A 17993-nucleotide genomic window follows, 5' to 3' on the forward strand; every position below is an offset into this window, starting at 1 on the left:
GCGACGGCCACCGGGGCGTGGTGGCTGCTCGGGACGCGGATGTGTGGCGGCGACGACAGGTCGGCCAAGAATGACCCCTCAACGGCAGAATTCGCCCCGAGTGACAGGTTCCTTCGGGAGAGAGAACATTCCCCTGCCGCGATGTGACACCAGGGCAGGGGACACAGAATGCCCACGTCTGCGGCACCGACTGCCGGCGTGGGCCGGGGCGTCGTTCCATGACTGGGAGATGTAGTCCTCACCGTCCTTCTCGCACTCCGCCTTCGAATCGTATCCACCGCCGACCATATGCATCGGCGTCGGCTCATCGGCCAAAGCGGAACCTGCGGTGAGCGCAACGAACATGTACAACCAACGGTTCAATCGAACGCCAGGCGTCTTGCGACCGACATGTCCAACGCCGTTGTTGGGACCTCCAAGCCATACTCAAGGGCACCCATTCACCGGGCGTTGGCGTCCCGATAGTCGTCTATGTCTTGGCTGCTGATCCCCAGGTTGAGGAGCATGCTCCCCGCCAGGTCGGGGTCCACCCGGAAGGTGAGCCCGATGTCGTCCCTCATGGGCACCACGAGGACGCGGCGTTGGGGTTCGTGCAGGGTGGTGGCGTCGGCGATCAGCACGACGTCGGCGACGATCCGGTCCTCCTCCTCGGGCGCGGCGAGGACCTGTGCCATGACCTGTTCCGGTGTGGCGCCCGTGAAGGCCGGGTCGTCCACGAAGCGGACGCGGTCGCTGCAGTCTTCGCCCGTATCGAGGTACTCGGCGTGGGACACAGCCTGGACCAGGGCGGTCCAGGCTGCGTCGTCGGTGAAGTCGGTACGCACCAGCAGGTCGGTCTCGTGGCTGAGCACTGGCAGTTCGCGGGCGGGCCGGGTGTAGCGGGGTGGGGCGGTCAGCGTCTCCATCGCGGTGCCTACGGGGTTTGGGAGGTGATCCTCCGTCAGCTCCTCGCCCTCCCCGGCCTGCCGGTCCGGCTCGTTGGGGGCCCGCTTGGCGAAGTGCCCGACGGCGAAGTAGACAGAGGGCTGGTGCAGCACCAGGTAGGTCATGGCCGCCTGTCGCGGGGTGATCCAGAAGTCGTGGAGGTCGCCGTCGTCGCCCCCGTCGCCGCGGCCGAAGGCCAGCAGTGGGCGGGTCTGCGGGTTGCGCGCGGTCCGTTCGTCGGTGAGCAGCACCAGGTCCGGCATCCAGATGCCGGGTTGTGCCAGGGCTGCAGTGACCTCTTTGAGGGAGGCGCCCCGCCATGCGGGGTCGTGCGCCACGATCAGGCGCCGGGGAGGCGACGTGTTCGTTCCGGCGTCGGTCTCGGGCTCGTGACCGGGTGGCCCTTGCATGCCGGGCAGCTCACCCATCCGTGTCAGGACGTCGTCCCAGACCGCGTCGTCGTCACCGGTGCGCACCAGCAGCATTCCGGGGACGCGGAAGCCGTCGTCTTCGCTGGGGAGGGGGAGCTGGTGTCGCATCGGCTGAAACCTCGTTCGCAGTCCGGGGGCCTCTCGCCTCTGATGGGGCCCGCCTCTCGAAGAAGAACGGCTCCTCCGCCCGGTGTGCGACGGGGCGGAGGAGCTTGGGAAGACCGGACGTCCCGGCCCGATATCGGGGGGAAGACGGGGAGCCTGAATCCGCCCCGGGGTCCGGTGTGTTTCTTCCGAGGGGGAACCACGGCGCGGCGCGGCGAGCGGTTCAGTCCAAGGCCGGATTTCTTCTGAGAATCCTCGTAGCGGCCCGACGCCCTTTGCCCGGCGCGGGTCCTGTCGTGCCGGAGCAATGTTCGTACAAGGCGCGCCGGATATCGTCTTCGTCGATCGCGGGGCCCGGACGGGGAGTTCGAGTTCCATGGCACGGGAAACAGCTGCTGCGACACATTTGAGGAAGGACACACTCATGGCTGGAGCCAGGGTTCTTACGCGAGCGGTGACCGTTTTTGGCGGCACTGCCCTGCTGGCCACGGCGGCGGTGACCGGGACGGCAAGCCCGGCGGGCGCCGCCGCGGACGGGACGATAGCGATCTGTGCCAGGGGCAGCTACGCCGCCTCTGTTGAACTCAAGGGAACGCACGGCAGTGGCTGGAAATCCCATGTCGTCCAGCCCGGGAAGTGCACCAGTGGGAGCCCCGGGTTCTCCGGGCGGATTGAGGTCTACGGTCACGTTTCCCCCAGCAAGTTCTACATCGGTTCCGTGGACTACAGGGCCGGGAAGAGCCTCGTGATCAGCACTACCGGCAGCAGTGCCGCTCCCGATTTCGTCGTCAACTACCCGGGTGGTATTCCGTCGTGAACAACTAAGAGCTCGCGCAGATGCGCGGCGTGGGGAGCCCCTGGCGACAAGGCGGGCACAGCCCCCGGTGATCATGGAGTTGCGACGCTCTGTGATCACGGGGGGATCTGTGCCCGTGCTTCCATCACGGCCGACTGGCCTGCTCTGGGACCCATTCGCGGCGCTGCTGCCCGAGGGCTCTACGGTCGATCCGCCCCGCCCGCTGGGGTGCCACTGCCGTATCAGCGACCGGATCGTGTTCGACCAGCGGCTGCAGCTCCTGCGGTTCGGCTGCCCCTACCAGGCGGTCGCCGACGCGACCTGCTCGGTGACCACCATCCGCAATCGCCGCGACGAGCGGATCCGGCTCGGCGTCTTCGCCCGGCTCCAGCAGATCGCGTTGGAGTCCTACGACCGGATCGTCGGGCTCGTGCTTGACCAGATCACCGTCGACGGCTCCCTCACCAAGGCCCCCGGGCGTTCACCGGTCGACCGCCGGCAAGCATGGCCTGAAACGCCCGGGTATGACGGATGGTAGGGATGGTTACGGAATCCCGCTCGGCAGGGGTCTGGCCGGAGCGATCCGCCACGACTCGCCGCCCGCGACCTGCACGGCCGCATCGCACACAAGGGTGAGAAGGTGCCGATCCAGGCGAGCCATCGATGGCATGTCGAGCGCATGCACGCCTCGCAGAACGCCTTCCGCTGCCTTGCTCGCTGCTACGGGCGCCGCGCGACCGTCGTCAGCGCCTTCTTCGACTCGCGGATACGATCATCACCGCCCGCAGCTTGATCCGCCGAGCCTGGACCACCCACCGCTTGGACGACCGCCCCAAGCGACGCCCAGACTGATCACCAGGGCACGGGAGTCGCGTCCCAGGAGAAGAAGCCACCGGTGGGGCCGTCGTCCGGCAGCAGGGCCAGGCGTGCCGGGCCGCACTACGACGCGAACAGGGGCGAGCACACCGTCGCGGTGCTCCTGGAACCGGGAGAGGCGCACACCGCTCGGCACACATGGAGCCAGGTCACTCCCGACATGGGCGACCCGTCGGCCGCGCTCCCCCCCCCCGGCTTCGGCGACGCCCTCCGGTGCGATGCTCCGGAGCTCGTCCGGCCCGACCTTCACCGCCCCGAGCGGTTCGGAGTATCAGTCGGCGACCGGACTGCCGACAGACCCGGCGTCTGGTCGCCGCGGGCGGCCCGGCGGCCCGGCGGGCTCCCGCTCGGACGCCGCGAACGCGCCCGGTGGGGCGCTCACGGGGGTGCTGACCCGTGCCGAGTTGGAGGCTCGGGTGGACGCGGTTGCCGATCAGCGGCCGTCGGGTGAGCCGCGGTTGGGTGAGTGCGCGGCGCTGGTGCGGGGGCTGGCTGCCGCGGTGTTCCCGTCCTCTGGGGTCGGGGTGCTCATGGGCGGGGCGCGGGCGGCGGGTCCTGGCTGGGCGTCGGTGCGGGCGTGGGCGCAGGTGGAGGACGGGCTCCGGAAGTCCGGGCCGGGATCCATAGCGCTGGTGCTGGGGCGGCGGCAGGACGGGCGGCTGGACGGCAGGGGGCTGCGAGCGAGCCGGCCGGGGCACGCGTGGGCGGCGTACCTCCTGGCGGACCGCACGGTGGCGTGGGTGGACCTGCTCCGGGAGCGGGGCAGCCGGCTGTCGTCGACGCCGGAGGGCGGCCTGAGCCGGATGGAGCTGCTGCGCGAACAGGGGCGTGGGCGTTCGCCGTTGGAGCTGCCGCCGCTGGAGGGGCGTGCGGTGATCGTCGGGCCGTCGCGCCGGGTGGAGCTGGACGCGCTGGAGCCGTTCGCGCAGTCCGACTCCCTCGCGCAGGCGCTGGTGGACGCGCCCACCGGGCGCGACTACGCGGGGGACGGTTCCGAGGCCGAGGACCGGCAGCCTCCCGGGTTCGCGGGCGAAGGGGACCCGCGGGGCAGCGGTGTGCCACGGCACGGTGCCTCGGGATCGACGCCGGGCGCGGATCTGGTTCGTGTGCGGGCGCTTGAGGAGGATTCGGCTCGCCGGTTCGCCGAGATTCTCGCGGGCGCCGGTCCGGTTGATGTGGGCCAGCTGCTGAGGGTGATGACCCGGCGGGCCTCGATTGTGGGTTCCGAGTCGACCCCGGCCTTTGAGGCGGAAGTGCGCCGGTGGACTGGTCTTTCCCCTGTTGACTTGCTGTATCGGGCGGTCGTTGACAGGAGGCTGGTCCAGCGTCATGCCGAGACTGTGGTGCGGGGTCTGGGCTACGAGCCCGCGCCCTTCGGTCAGGGCCTGGGCGATGTGGCGGTCGATTCCTGGGCGGATCCCGCGGAGCTGCCCCAGGTGCGATCGTTCGCGCGTCGGCTTCACGGCTTCGTCGCCAGCGTGGACGGGCAGGGCGCCCGGGATCTGCTGCGGACGTTGGACCGCGATCTGACGAAGCTGTGGCCGGTATTCGACGCGTATTCCCGGTTGTTCAACATGGATCTGCGGACCGTGTTGGGCGTAGGCCTGCAAGAGCAGAATCACTCTGATATCAGCCATGTGATGGGTGATCCGATCCAGGAGCCGGTCCCGTGGGAGCTGGCCCGGTTGTGGTACGAGAGATTGGAGGGCCTGGAGTATCAGGACTCCAACGGGAACCGTTTGTCTCTGCCGTTCAACTATCCTGAGGCCGGTGACGAGCTGCGTTCGCATGCGATCGCGCTGAAACTGCGGCAATGGGGCGCGCCGGTCCGGAAGATATCCGTCGCCTGAGCCGGAGGGCTCTCGTTCTCCACGCATAACGCGGAAATGGCTACCAACCAGACCCAGGTGAGCATGAATGTGCCGCACCGCATCGTTCCGGTTGTTGATGTGCTGTTGCCCGACGGTTCGGTTGCGGTGTTCGTGCTCGACCATGTGCTGGGCCAGGGGTTGTTGACGGAACAGCAGTGGCTGCATGCTGTGGGCGTGCCGTCGCGGCAGCTGCGGCTGCGCTATGTCGGGCAGTTCAGGGAAATCCAGGATGCCTTCCGTGCGGATGCTGTGAGGGACAATCCGTGGAACTTGGAGGATCACAGTGATGACAGGGGGCTGCCGGTTGAGCCGGTGGTGGTGATTTCTGAGGACCACACTCCCTGGTTCCCGTTTCCCTTCTCGCGCGGCGATGGATTCTCGCCTGGATCGCTGCGGGACACTCACGTGTATTACCGAAGTCGAATCGACCACCTTGCCTCTCTCACCTTGGAGGGCAGCAAGCGTGCGGTCGTCAGGAGCATGTGGGACGTGCTCATCGCGGGAACTGCCACGCCTGATTGGGCACGGGAGATGCACGACTGGCTTCTGCGCTCGGAGGTGTTCGGATACCCGCAGCTGGGCGAGGCGTTGCAACGGTTGTTGGCAGCGCCCCAGCCTGATGTGCAGGACGACTCGGCGGGGAACAACACCGGTGACCTCGGCCAATCCGATCACGCCGTCGACTCGGAGGGACTGTCGTCTCCGACCGCCTCGGATACCGGCGCTCGCACGGGTTCGCAGGGCGCCGAGGACGAATTGCCCACCAACCCCGGTGCCGTGGCCAGTATGAGTCCTGCCGAACTGGCAGAGCTGGTGTCGACGGTCCGCGCCGAGCTCCGTCGTATGGCCGAGCTCCATGGTACGTGGGTAAGTCCCCCGGGTGACAGGACTCTTGCGGCGAGGGATCGGGACCTGGACCCTTCGGTTCGGGGTGCGGGGCTCGATGTCCGGGCCGAGGCCATCGCACAGCGCTGGTTTGTCGAGCAAGGCAGCGCGGGTAATGCGCCTCGTTCCGGGGTGCAGGGATCCGGTGCAGATTCCGCGTATCTCCCCCGACCCGCAGCGCAAAGGGCGGAGGCGTCCGGGCTGCCGGACCCGGTCCCGGAGCGGGCTTCTTTGCCGGGCGATAAGGCCCCGGCGCCCGCCGCAGCTCCCGCCACCCCCGCCGCGTCGGATGCCAGGTCGGCCGCCCGGTCGCGGGCCCGAGGGCTGGTGCGGTCCGCGTCCGGGACGTCGATGCCGGGGCTGGGGGCGACCGGTTCTCACGGGCTGCCTGTAAAGCCGTTCAGCGAGCCGGTGGTCACCGCGCCGATGGCGGCGCTGCCGAAGAGGACGCCGGTGCCGTCAGCCCGGCGGGGAGGGCGCCCCGACAGCGGCTCGGATGCCGTCAGGACGCTGGTGGGCCGGGTGGCCAGGACGGCCCTGCGCAACCGGGAGTTGAGAGTCTCCTTGCCGACGGTCTCCTTCACCGCGTACGGCGCCGATGAGACGTCGGGCCTTGAGGAAGCGCGGGAGCTGCGCGAGGCGTTCGTACAGCGCCTTGAGATAGAGCCGTTGCCAGCGTCTCCGCGTGGCGCAGCCTCATCGACTCCTCGTACTTCCGCAGGGCGGGTGATTCGTCGATCATGCGCGAGATCGGGGCGGCGCTGTCCGCCGTGCAATGTCGCACCAGCGTGTCCAGCCTGATGACGTTGGCGTTGAACGTGACGGATCCACTGCTCGCCGGTCAGACGGGCAAAGCCGCGTTCGACGCGGTGGGGCCGTTGCTGCTGATTAGGTGGGCGGAGGTCGGACCCGGGCTGTTGCAGTCCGTTGCGGTTCCCGAGGAACAGGAACAGGCGGAGACGTCTGTCAGAGTCGTGGGCGGACAGAACGTTCTGGATGGTGGGGTCAAACACGGTCATGGCCCTGGCGCGCTGCTTCCGAGTGATCCCGGGCACGGCGAAGCGGGACAGGGGCAGAGGGATGTTCTTCTTGAACGTGCTCGCCAAGACGAGTGGCATAGGCAGACTTATCAACGGCCGATCTCGGCGGAGACCCTGCGCAGGCGACTGCACATCGGAGCCGCCAGGTCCAGAATGCTGGTGAGCATGGTGCGATCCAGCGACAGCTGATGCCCTGCCCACTTCGTCACTCGGCGGTGGGCCATCCGGCAACCGACAGATTGCCGAACGGCTGAACGCAGACCTGCTGACCAACCCGCTGCCGACCCCGGTGGGCGCCGGACGGGCTGCGGGGCGATGGACCGGCTCCAGCGTCCGGGAGGTGCTGACGAATCCGAAGTACACCGGGCACATGGTGTGGAACCGGCGGGCCCGCAAAGGCACCGGCCGCAACCGCATCAACCCGGTCGAGGGGTGCGTGTGGTCTCTCGTACCCGCGCACGAGGCATTGGTCGATCTGGAGACGTTCGTGCGGGCACAGCAGGTCGCCGAGCGCCGCCAGCGCTCTCGCGCCGCACCCGGGGCGAACCAGCACCCGCGCACCAAGCGCATCTACCGGCTGCGCGGCTACGTGTTCTGCGTCCAGTGCGGTCGTCGCATATGCGGGAAGGCCAGCGGACGGACCACGTATTACGTGTGCGCGCCGAAGGCCGAATACCGGCCTGACGGGCATCCGACAAGTATCTGGGTGCGGGAGGATCTGTTCCTCGGCGATCTCACCGGCTTCGTGTGCAGCCAGGTGTTCGCCGGGACACGACACCGGGTGTTGGAAGCCCACGTGGTGGCCATGCAAGGGGAGCAGGAGCGGGAAGGAGAGCAACGGCTGGCCTCCCTGCGCTCGGCCATCGCGACACAGCGGCCAGGAGCCGACGCCTTGTGCGCACCATGGAACTTCTCGACGTGCCGGATCCTGGCCTCGTCCGTGACATGGGAGAGCGGCACGCCGAACTACAGGCGCAGCAGCAGGAGTTCCGACAGCGGCTTGCAGCCGCGTTGGAGGAAAACGACAGATCGTGCCAGGTGGTGCAACGAGACGTGTTCAGTCATGTGTCGGTGACTCCTGCCCATCTGTCCCGCCTACCGGATGACCTGTACGTGCCTTGTTCGACGCGCTGCGCCTGACGATCCGCTACGACGGCAGGACTGGCGAGGCGAAGTGCGGGATCGTTCTCGCCCCCGGTGTCACGGGCAAAGAGCCGCACGTAGCCACGGAGAGTAAGGGTGCGCGGTCCGGGTCGAAGCCGCTCTGGCAGAGGCAGGGCAAGTGGAGGTGCTGGAGGAGCAGCAGGTGCAAGTGGTGGTGAAGGTACTCGTCTGGCTTGCCGACCAGACAACAGATGACACTATCGCGATACACCCTGGGGGGGCTCGAACCCGTGCAACCGAAATCGCGACCGCCTGCCCACGATTCAAGACGCTCACCTGCGGCTTTGTGAGCCACAACTCCGGAGGTGAGCGCAGAACGCGATATGCTGCGTTCAGTAAACTGCAAAGCAAAAATGCGCCCTGACCTGCGATAACGCAGAGTAAGCTGGTGCCCCCAACGGGATTCGAACCCGTGCTACCGCCTTGAAAGGGCGGCGTCCTAGGCCGCTAGACGATGAGGGCTATCGGCCCGCCTGGGCGCCTCTCAGCGCGTCGGGGACGTGAGAAGCATATGGGATGGCGGGAGGTATCGCCAAAACGGTTTACGGGGATGTGGTCGCGGGGCTGGGGGAGGGTGACGGGCTCGGGGTCGGGGTGGGTGACGGGGCGGCTCCCGGCTGGTTCTCTTCCGGGAGATGGCGGGCCACCTCCGCCGTCGTCAGGCCCAGACCGCCCAGTCTGATCTCGTCCCAGGCCTGGAGGCGGCGGGTGTCCCGGTCGAAGTACAGGATCGACGTCTCGATCGGGTCGGGGTACGTGCCCTCGATCGCGCGCAGGCCGCTGCCGCCCGTCGAGCCCTCGATCCGTAGCCGGGTACCGAACGGCATGACCTCCATCTCGGAGTGGTGGAGATGGCCCGCCAGCGCCAGTGGAACCAGGCCGTCCGTCTCGCGGGCCGCCGGCGGCTCATGGGCCACGGCCACGTCGACCGGCGTTCCGGCGGTCTTCTGGTCGCGCAGGGCGGAGGACAGCCGGGCGCCCGCCAGTTGCTGCGACTGCTCGGCTCCGATCTCGTTCGTGCGGTCGGGGGTGAACTGGGGGTCGCCGATGCCCGCGAAGCGCAGGCCGGCGACCGACACCGCCCGGCCGTCGTCCAGGACGTGCACGTTCTTCATACGCTCCAGGTAGCGCTGGGTGAGCGTGGAGTCGTGGTTGCCCCGGACCCAGACGTAGGGGGCGCCCAGGTCCTCGATCGGGTCCAGGAAACCGTTCTCCGCGGCCGTGCCGTGGTCCATCGTGTCGCCGGAGTCGACGATCACGTTCACCTCGTACTGCTTCACCAGCGACGCGATGATCTTCCAGCTCGCCGGGTTGAGGTGGATGTCCGACACGTGCAGGACCCGGATCGTGGTGGGGTCCGGCTGGTAGGCAGGGAGCGTCGACGTGGCGTCGTACAGCTTGGTCACGTTTGTCACCAGACGCGCCAACTCCTTCTGGTAGACATCGAATTCGGTGACGATGCTGCGCGCGTCGCCGACCAGGGAGGGCGCTGAGGAGAGCAGGCCGGAGAACCTGGGCTCCAGGACCGAGTTCGGGTTCCAGGTGGCGAAGGCCGTGCCGCCGGACGCGGCGAGGAGGGTGAGCGCGAGGCCGCCCGCCGCGAGGGCGCGGCGGGGGCGGCGGTAGACCGCGAGGCCGAGAGCGGTGGCGCCGGAGACCACGGCGACGGCGGAGCGTACGGCGAGGTCGAGGGTGCCGTGGCCGACGTCCTCGGCGACCTCGTCCTGGAGGCCGGAGAGGCGTTCGGGGTGGTCGACCAGGGCCTGGGAGCGGACCGGGTCGAGCTGGTCGACGTTCACGTCCAGGCGGACCGGGGCGATGTGGCTGTCCAGCTGAAGCGCACCCAGCGGCGAGACGTTGATCTTCGTGCCGCCGGCGAGCGAGGGGCGCAGGGTCATCGTGGTGTCCATGGGGCCGACGGGAACCCGGACGTTCCCGACGATCAGCAGGCCCAGCCAGGCGCCCATCAGCACCACCGCGACCAGCCCCAGGGCCCGGCCCCAGGGGTGCGGCTGCGGGACGAGTTCGACGGACGGGTGCGGGCGGCGCGAACGGTAGCGGCGGGCGAGCGCACGCGGTGCCCGGCGTACGCGGTTCAGGACGGCGACGTTGGGAACGCGGGCGGCCATTGATCCCGTATGCCCAAGTCCGGCACCGGGTATGCGGGGCGGCAGTGACTCTCATACCGCTGCCGTGACTCTCCTACGACCGTTCCGTACCGGACAATGGCCCTGTGCTGGAAATGACGCGCGAGGAGTTCGAGGAACTGGTCGCCGAGGCGCTGGACCGGATCCCGCCGGAGTTGACGCGGCTGATGGACAACGTCGCGGTGTTCGTCGAGGACGAACCGCCCGCGGACGATCCCGAGCTGCTCGGCCTGTACGAGGGGACTCCGCTGACCGATCGCGGGGAGTGGTACGCCGGGGTGCTGCCGGACCGGATCACGATCTACCGGGGGCCGACGCTGCGGATGTGCGGGTCGCGGGAGGAGGTCGTGGCGGAGACCGAGGTGACCGTGGTGCACGAGATCGCGCATCACTTCGGGATCGACGACGCCCGGCTGCACGCGCTGGGATACGGCTGAGCCGGGGCGTGTCCAGTAGTGACGCGTCGCGTGTCGTCCCGCGCGTGTCCTCTTGTGGGCGGCGGGAGTTGGGCAGGTTGACTTCTTCGCCCCCCGGAGGTGGCTGCCCGTGCGCCCCTTGTACGTACCCGTTCGCCTGGCTGCCACAGTCGTGGCCGTCGCTGCCGCCGCCGGCTGTATGAGCGTGGGTGACGACGAGTCCGGCGGGGGAGCCAAGCCGTCACATTCCGCCGGGCAGCGGGGCGGTGAGGCGCCCGACGGGGGGTCGGCCGTCTCGGGCGGTGGCTCCGGGTACGGGCCGGCGGGGAACGGCAAGCGGGACGGGAAGGACGAGAAGAAGCGGGACGGCAAGGGCAAGGGCAGGCCGGGGGCGGCGTCCGGGGGGCCTTCGGCCTCGGCTTCCGCGGCCGGGAGCGCGGCCGCTTCGGCGCCGGTGCAGCCGGGGCGGCCGGCCTCGCCGGGGGCGCCCGCGCCGACCGATCCGCAGCCGACGCCCACGCGGACGGTCGAGCCGGAGCCGACGCCCACGCCTCCGGCGCCGCCCGTGACGCCGGAGCCGACGGTGGCCGAGCCGTCGTCGTCGGCGCACGGGGAGACGGCACCGCAGCTGGCCCAGCGGGAGCCGGCGCCGACGGCGGGGTCACCGGCGTGAGGGTGTGACCCGCATCTCGGGGGCGCGGTTTGCCTTGGGGGCTGGTGGGTGCGTATGGTTATAGATCGTTTGATTCATTTGCCCGGCGCCAGAGAAGAGCGCGCCGTGTGGCGCGTTCTCTCCCTTGCCGTGGCTGACCGCATAGAGGCGGTCGTATTGCGAAATCACGGAGTTGACGGGCGCGTGCCGACGAGACTCCGGAAGGTTTCGCATTCGCATGTCCATTTCCAGTACTGATCACGTCGTCGTGCCCGAGAACGTCGACGGGGCCGCCGAGACCGTAGAGGCCCCCGAGGCAACCTTCTCGGACCTCGGTCTCCCCGAGGGTGTCGTGCGCAAGCTTGCGCAGAACGGCGTGACCACCCCCTTCCCGATCCAGGCCGCGACCATCCCGGACGCCCTGGCCGGCAAGGACATCCTCGGCCGTGGCCGCACCGGCTCCGGCAAGACCCTCTCCTTCGGTCTGCCGACGCTGGCCACGCTGGCCGGCGGCCGCACCGAGAAGCGCAAGCCGCGCGCCGTCATCCTCACCCCGACCCGTGAGCTCGCCATGCAGGTGGCGGACGCGCTCCAGCCGTACGGCGATGTCGTCGGCCTGAAGATGAAGGTCGTCTGCGGCGGCACATCCATGGGCAACCAGATCTACGCCCTGGAGCGCGGCGTCGACATCCTCGTCGCCACGCCCGGCCGCCTCCGCGACATCATCAACCGCGGTGCCTGCTCCCTCGAGAACGTGCAGATCGCCGTACTCGACGAGGCCGACCAGATGTCCGACCTGGGCTTCCTGCCCGAGGTCACCGAGCTGCTCGACCAGATCCCGGCCGGCGGCCAGCGGATGCTGTTCTCCGCGACCATGGAGAACGAGATCAAGACCCTCGTCGACCGGTACCTCAAGGACCCGGTCCACCACGAGGTGGACGCCGCCCAGGGCGCGGTGACGACCATGTCGCACCACATCCTCGTGGTGAAGCCCAAGGACAAGGCGCCGGTCACAGCGGCGATCGCCTCCCGCAAGGGGCGGACGATCATCTTCGTCCGTACGCAGCTCGGTGCCGACCGTGTCGCCGAGCAGCTGCGCGACTCCGGTGTGAAGGCCGACGCGCTGCACGGCGGCATGACCCAGGGCGCCCGGACCCGGACGCTGGCCGACTTCAAGGAGGGCTACGTCAACTGCCTGGTCGCCACCGACGTCGCCGCCCGCGGCATCCACGTCGACGGCATCGACCTCGTGCTGAACGTCGACCCGGCCGGCGACCACAAGGACTACCTGCACCGCGCCGGCCGTACGGCCCGCGCCGGCCGCACCGGCACCGTCGTCTCCCTCTCCCTGCCGCACCAGCGTCGCCAGATCTTCCGGCTGATGGAGGACGCGGGCGTCGACGCCGGCCGTCACATCATCAACTCCGGTACGGCCTTCGAGCCCGAGGTCGCCGAGATCACCGGCGCCCGTTCGATGACCGAGGTCCAGTCCGAGTCCGCGGGCAACGCCGCGCAGCAGGCCGAGCGTGAGGTCGCCCAGCTCGCCAAGGAGCTGGAGCGGGCGCAGCGACGCGCCACCGAGCTGCGTGAGGAGGCCGACCGGCTGGTCGCCCGGGCCGCCCGCGAGCGGGGCGAGGACCCCGAGACGGCGGTCGCCGAGGCGCAGGCCGCGGTGGCGGCCGTCGAGGCGGCCGAGGTGTCGGTGCCCGAGCAGCCGACGAACGCCGACCGGACCGAGGCCCCCTCGACGTACGAGCGTCGTGAGCGCCGGGACAACGACCGTGGCGGGTTCCGCCGCGACGAGCGTCGTGACAATGACCGTGGTGGGTTCCGTCGTGACGACCGTCGTGATGACCGTGGTGGTCGTTCCTTCGAGCGTCGTGACAATGACCGTGGTGGGTTCCGTCGTGACGACCGTCGTGATGACCGTGGTGGTCGTTCCTTCGAGCGTCGTGACAACGACCGCGGTGGGTTCCGTCGCGATGACCGTCGTGATGACCGTGGTGGTCGTTCCTTCGAGCGTCGTGACAACGACCGTGGCGGCATCCGTCGTGACGACAGCCGTGACGACCGTGGCGGCCGCTCCTTCGACCGTGACCGTGGCAGCCGTTCCTTCGAGCGCCGGGACAACGACCGTGGCGGCTTCCGTCGCGACGACCGTCCGGCCGACCGTCCTGCGGGCCGTTCCTTCGAGCGCCGTGACGACCGCGGCGGGCACCGCGGCAGCGACCGTCCGTTCAACCGCGACCGCCAGGGCGACCGTCCGGGCTTCCGCTCCGGCGGCCACGAGCGTCCCTACGGCCGCCGTGACGACCACCGCGGCGGCGGCAGCGGCACCGGCACCGGCTCCTCCTCCTCGTCCTTCGGGCGCCGGGACGACAAGCCGCGCTGGAAGCGCAACGGCTGACGCCGGCTGAGCTGATCCCGGGAGGGCCCGTACGACTTCGGTCGTGCGGGCCCTTCCGCGTTCAACAATCCCCTACCGAGACCTGTGTGCCGGTTGTTAACATCCTCTGGCTTGCGTGGCGGAGTGTGGCCGAGGGGGAATTCGACGAGGCCTGCCGCCGCGCCTTTCTGACTTCCCTGGGGAGGGACCCTTGACCCGGCGTGCCCGGATCGCTGTCACACTCGTCGGCCTGGCCGCTCTCGGCGCGGGCTCGCTGACCACCGCCGGCCCGGTGGCCGCGGACACCACGCCCATGCCGCTCAAGACCGACGGGGTCTGGGGCATCGACTACGCGGGGGGTGTCCTCACCACCGTGGAGAGGGCCCCGAACGGCGATCCCTACGTCACCAACCGGCCGATCTCCGCGGACGGTTCGACGGCCGGGGAGCGGGAGACCCGCGGCTACGCCGGCACCTTTGCGCACGGCCAGCACATCAAGCGGGAGGCGTGCGACGCAGGCACGTGTGTGCCGCTGCGAGCGGCCGGAAACGGCAATGTCGGCTACTTCTTCGTCGACGCCGACGGCAAGGAGAACGCGCAGGTCTGGACGGGCCCCGATGGCTACCACTATGCCGACGAACCCGGCGTGACCGGCGGCCGGTTCGTGGACGTCACCGGCCGCTACTTCGTCTACAACGCGGCCTCGACCGGCAAGCAGTACGTCGATTCCCAACAGACGTACCTCGTTCAGCACGTGCGGCAGACCCGCTCCATCACCGCCGCCTCCGTGTGGGGCACCCGGCTGTACACGCCGGGCTCCGGCGCCGGTGCGGTCACCGCGTACGACCTGGAGCAGAAGAAGACCGTCGAGACGTTCGCCACCGGCGCGCCCTGCACGGTCAAGGAGCTTCAGGTGGTGGGCCGTTGGGTCTACTGGAACTGCGGCGCCACGGGCGCGGCGGGGGTCTACGACCGTTCGGCGAAGAAGAAGATCACCGTGCCGTCCGGGCCGGCGCTCGTCGCAGACGGGTACCTCGTCCGGCACGACCGGACCGCCGGCAAGCTGCTGCTGACCGACTTCCACACCGGTACGGCCGCCGCCCCGCGCGCGATCGTCGACCTCCCGGCCGGGACCACTGCCGACCAGCGGCGGCAGACCTGGGCCGTGGACAAGTTCGGTGGGGACATCGCGTACGTGGACGCGGATGCGTCCGTGCACATCGTGCAGAGCGGGGTGCCGTCGCAGCCGCTGGTGAAGATCGAGTCCGAGGTGGACGACGCCTCCGTCGACGCCAAGAACGACGGCTGGAACAGCACCTGGCAGTTCAACAAGCCCGCCACCTGGACCTTCAAGGTGAAGGACCTCCACGGCCGTGTCGTGTCCACCCGGACCGGTGTGGGTACCCAGGCCGAAGCCGGCTGGGCCGGGAAGACGGACGCGGGGACGTATGCGTACAACGGGCGCTACACCTGGACGCTGACCGCCACGGCGACCGAAGGCGGCGGGACGCACACGACGAGCGGAGCCTTCGGGCTCACCGGCGGTCTGCCCGGTCACCACGACCAGGGCGGCCTCGGCTACGGCGAGTTGGTCACGCTCAACTCGGCGGGCCGCCTGACCCTGCACTACACGGAGGGCAAGGGCACCTTCGGTTTCACTACGTCCGGCTCCGGCTGGCCGGCCGGCACGCTCGCCGTGCCCTTCGGCGACATGGGCAGCGACCGGTGCGGCGAGATGCTCATCCGCACGCCCAGCGGCGAACTGCGCCGGTACGCGGGTAGGTGCAGCGCCCCGTACACCCCGGCGAGCAGCCACACCTCTCTGGGCACCGGCTGGAACGCCTACAACGTCCTCACCGCGCCCGGCGACCTGACCGGCGACGGCCGCACCGACCTGCTGGCGCGTAAGGCGTCGACCGGTGACGTCTACCTGTTCGCGAACGACGGCGCCGGGAAGCTGAAGGCGGGCGTCAAGATCCGTACGTGGTCGGCCTACAAGAAGGTCGTCGGCGCCGGTGATCTGAACGGCGACGGCTTTGGGGACGTCCTGGCGCTGGACAAGTCCGGGACGCTGTGGCGCTACGACGGCACCGGAGCGGGCCAGGTCAAGGAGCGGGTGAAGGTCTTCTCCGGCTGGGGTGCCTCGTACAACGCGGTCGTCGGTGTCGGGGACATCACCGGCGACGGCAAGAACGACCTGGTCGCGCGGGACATGGCGGGCAATCTGTACCGCCAGACCGGGACCGGCAAGGGGTCGTTCGCGGCCCGAGTGAAGATCGGCACCGGCTGGCAGGGCTACAAGGGCCTCTTCTAGTCGTACGAGGTGCCTTTTCTGGCCAAGTTGTGATGCATGTCATGCCCTCGGCGAGGGAATCGCTGGGGGCATGACAGATGACGCCATAGCGAGTGGGCTGTCTGACGAAGAGCGATTGGCCCAGCTCGGCTACACGCAGGTCCTTGCCCGCCGTATGTCGGCGTTCTCCAACTACGCGGTCTCCTTCACGATCATCTCGGTTCTGTCGGGATGTCTGACGCTGTATCTGTTCGGCATGAACACCGGCGGTCCCGCCGTGATCACCTGGGGGTGGGTCGCGGTCGGACTGATGACGCTGTTCGTGGGCCTGTCGATGGCCGAGATCTGCTCGGCGTACCCGACGTCGGCGGGCCTGTACTTCTGGGCGCACCGGCTCGCGCCGCCTCGTACGGCCGCCGCCTGGGCCTGGTTCACGGGCTGGTTCAACGTGCTGGGCCAGGTCGCGGTGACGGCGGGCATCGACTTCGGGGCGGCGTCCTTCCTGGGCGCCTATCTGAACCTCCAGTTCGACTTCGAGGTGACTCCGGGGCGGACGATCCTGCTCTTCGCCGGGATCCTCGTCCTGCACGGGCTGTTGAACACCTTCGGCGTACGCATCGTCGCGCTGCTGAACAGCGTGAGCGTGTGGTGGCACGTGCTGGGCGTGGCCCTGATCGTCGGCGCGCTCACCTTCACCCCCGACCACCACCAGTCCGCGTCCTTCGTGTTCGGCGAGTTCGTGAACAACACGGGCTGGGGCAGCGGGGTGTACGTCGTCGCGATCGGCCTGCTGATGGCCCAGTACACCTTCACCGGCTACGACGCCTCCGCCCATATGACCGAGGAGACGCACGACGCGTCGACGGCGGGCCCGAAGGGGATCGTCCAGTCCATCTGGACGTCATGGATAGCGGGTTTCGTCCTCCTCCTCGGCTTCACCTTCGCGATCCAGTCGTACGACGGCGCCCTCACGTCCCCGACCGGCGCACCGCCCGCGCAGATCCTTCTCGACGCGCTGGGCGCCACCTCGGGCAAGCTGCTGCTCCTGGTCGTGATCGGCGCGCAGCTGTTCTGCGGGATGGCGTCGGTGACGGCCAACAGCCGGATGATCTACGCGTTCTCGAGGGACGGCGCGCTGCCCTTCTCGCACATCTGGCACACGGTGAACCCGCGCACCCGCACCCCGGTGGCGGCGGTGTGGCTGGCGGCGCTGGGCGCACTGGTGCTCGGGCTGCCGTATCTGATCAACGTCACGGCTTACGCGGCGGTGACGTCGATCGCCGTGATCGGCCTCTACATCGCGTACGTCATCCCGACGCTGCTGCGGTTGCGGAAGGGCGAGGACTTCGAGCGCGGGCCGTGGCACCTGGGACGCTGGTCCCGGCCGATCGGTGTGGTGGCGGTGGCATGGGTCGTGGTGATCACGATCCTCTTCATGCTGCCGCAGGTCTCCCCCGTCACCTGGGAGACCTTCAACTACGCCCCGGTCGCCGTCCTGGCCGTCCTCGGCTTCGCCGTGACCTGGTGGCTGGCCTCGGCCCGGCACTGGTTCCTCAACCCCGACCACGAACGGACGATCGCCCGCGAGGCCGCCCGCGCGAGCGCGCCCGAACCGGTAGATCCGTAACACGCCCGGACACTCCTGGCTCGCTGTGCCGTCGGCGGCACGGCCGGGTCCCCGATACCCGATCGGAGTCCCGGCCGTGTCCGGCTATGCTCGTGGAGGCAACATCGCCTGGGCCCTTAGCTCAATTGGCAGAGCAGTGGACTTTTAATCCATTGGTTGTGGGTTCGAGTCCCACAGGGCCTACTGGCGCGGAGGAGGGAAGATCCCTTCTGACCTGCTACGCAGCGTCCGGGTCGACTTCGGTCGGCTCGGGCGCTGTGGCGTTTTCGGGGGGGGGGGGGGGGGGGGGGGGGGGGGGGGGGGGGGGTGGGCGGGGGGGGGGGGGGGGGGGGGGGGGGGGGGGGGGGGGGGGCGGGGGGGGGGGGGGGGGGGGGGGGGGC

The 17993-nt window shown here is 69.4% G+C and carries 11 protein-coding genes, 2 tRNA genes and 3 pseudogenes; 11 read left to right on the forward strand and 5 right to left on the reverse strand.

All coding sequences use genetic code 11. From position 1 onward, the window contains the following. Nucleotides 1-440: 440 nt before the first annotated feature. Nucleotides 441-1463, reverse strand: a complete 1023-nt coding sequence (locus KCH87_RS46650; protein WP_210594063.1) for a hypothetical protein — start codon at nucleotides 1461-1463, stop codon at nucleotides 441-443. A 421-nt stretch (nucleotides 1464-1884) separates the two neighbouring features. Between KCH87_RS46650 and KCH87_RS46655 the strand changes: the two genes are divergently transcribed. Continuing rightward, entirely contained in the window at nucleotides 1885-2277 is a 393-nt protein-coding gene (locus KCH87_RS46655; protein ID WP_210594064.1) for a hypothetical protein, read from the forward strand. A gap of 109 nt (nucleotides 2278-2386) precedes the next feature. Further along, nucleotides 2387-3108, forward strand: a pseudogene (locus KCH87_RS46660) (IS5/IS1182 family transposase). On the opposite strand, the pseudogene KCH87_RS49835 reads toward KCH87_RS46660, so the two are convergent. Then, nucleotides 3109-3192, reverse strand: a pseudogene (locus KCH87_RS49835) (short-chain dehydrogenase); the annotation flags it as partial. Nucleotides 3193-3548: 356 nt separating this feature from the next. On the opposite strand from KCH87_RS49835, the gene KCH87_RS46665 reads away from it, so the two are divergent. Further along, on the forward strand, nucleotides 3549-4982 hold the full coding sequence (locus KCH87_RS46665; RefSeq protein WP_210594065.1) for a hypothetical protein: 1434 nt from the start codon (nucleotides 3549-3551) through the stop codon (nucleotides 4980-4982). A 1525-nt stretch (nucleotides 4983-6507) separates the two neighbouring features. Here KCH87_RS46665 and KCH87_RS49840 read toward each other — a convergent pair. Continuing rightward, nucleotides 6508-6675: pseudogene (locus tag KCH87_RS49840) on the reverse strand (TetR/AcrR family transcriptional regulator); the annotation flags it as partial. Between KCH87_RS49840 and KCH87_RS46675 the strand changes: the two are divergent. Then, complete coding sequence (locus tag KCH87_RS46675) at nucleotides 6629-7117, forward strand: hypothetical protein (protein WP_210594067.1); 489 nt, start codon at nucleotides 6629-6631, stop codon at nucleotides 7115-7117. The pseudogene KCH87_RS49840 and the gene KCH87_RS46675 overlap by 47 nt on opposite strands. Before the next feature lie 49 nt (nucleotides 7118-7166). Further along, a complete protein-coding gene (locus KCH87_RS46680; protein WP_308299088.1) occupies nucleotides 7167-8003 on the forward strand; it encodes a recombinase family protein in 837 nt (278 codons plus the stop codon). A gap of 475 nt (nucleotides 8004-8478) precedes the next feature. Here the strand turns inward: KCH87_RS46680 and KCH87_RS46685 are convergent. Together KCH87_RS46685 and KCH87_RS46690 are read right to left on the reverse strand one after the other, a co-directional pair. Continuing rightward, nucleotides 8479-8554: transfer RNA gene (locus KCH87_RS46685), tRNA-Glu, on the reverse strand. Between the two features lie 80 nt (nucleotides 8555-8634). Further along, nucleotides 8635-10221 carry a metallophosphoesterase gene (locus tag KCH87_RS46690; protein ID WP_210594068.1) on the reverse strand — a complete coding sequence of 529 codons (1587 nt, stop codon included), beginning with the start codon at nucleotides 10219-10221 and terminating at the stop codon, nucleotides 8635-8637. A 104-nt stretch (nucleotides 10222-10325) separates the two neighbouring features. On the opposite strand from KCH87_RS46690, the gene KCH87_RS46695 reads away from it, so the two are divergent. The 6 genes from KCH87_RS46695 (at nucleotide 10326) to KCH87_RS46720 (ending at nucleotide 17796) form a co-directional block, all read left to right on the forward strand. Continuing rightward, the gene (locus KCH87_RS46695) at nucleotides 10326-10676 is read left to right on the forward strand and encodes a metallopeptidase family protein (protein WP_067435541.1); all 351 of its coding nucleotides are present in this window, start codon (nucleotides 10326-10328) and stop codon (nucleotides 10674-10676) included. A 109-nt stretch (nucleotides 10677-10785) separates the two neighbouring features. Continuing rightward, nucleotides 10786-11328: a hypothetical protein gene (locus KCH87_RS46700; RefSeq protein ID WP_210594069.1), complete on the forward strand. Its 543-nt coding sequence runs from the start codon at nucleotides 10786-10788 to the stop codon at nucleotides 11326-11328. Between the two features lie 217 nt (nucleotides 11329-11545). Further along, complete coding sequence (locus KCH87_RS46705) at nucleotides 11546-13714, forward strand: DEAD/DEAH box helicase (RefSeq protein ID WP_210594070.1); 2169 nt, start codon at nucleotides 11546-11548, stop codon at nucleotides 13712-13714. A 190-nt stretch (nucleotides 13715-13904) separates the two neighbouring features. Then, a complete protein-coding gene (locus tag KCH87_RS46710; RefSeq protein WP_210594071.1) occupies nucleotides 13905-16007 on the forward strand; it encodes a VCBS repeat-containing protein in 2103 nt (700 codons plus the stop codon). 70 nt (nucleotides 16008-16077) lie between these two features. Next, a complete protein-coding gene (locus KCH87_RS46715) occupies nucleotides 16078-17613 on the forward strand; it encodes an amino acid permease (RefSeq protein ID WP_210594072.1) in 1536 nt (511 codons plus the stop codon). Nucleotides 17614-17723: 110 nt separating this feature from the next. Continuing rightward, nucleotides 17724-17796 (forward strand) — tRNA-Lys (locus KCH87_RS46720). The last annotated feature ends 197 nt before the right edge of the window (nucleotides 17797-17993 follow it).

This window comes from Streptomyces sp. GESEQ-35 (genome assembly GCF_017948485.1).
In the GTDB taxonomy this organism is placed as follows: domain Bacteria; phylum Actinomycetota; class Actinomycetes; order Streptomycetales; family Streptomycetaceae; genus Streptomyces.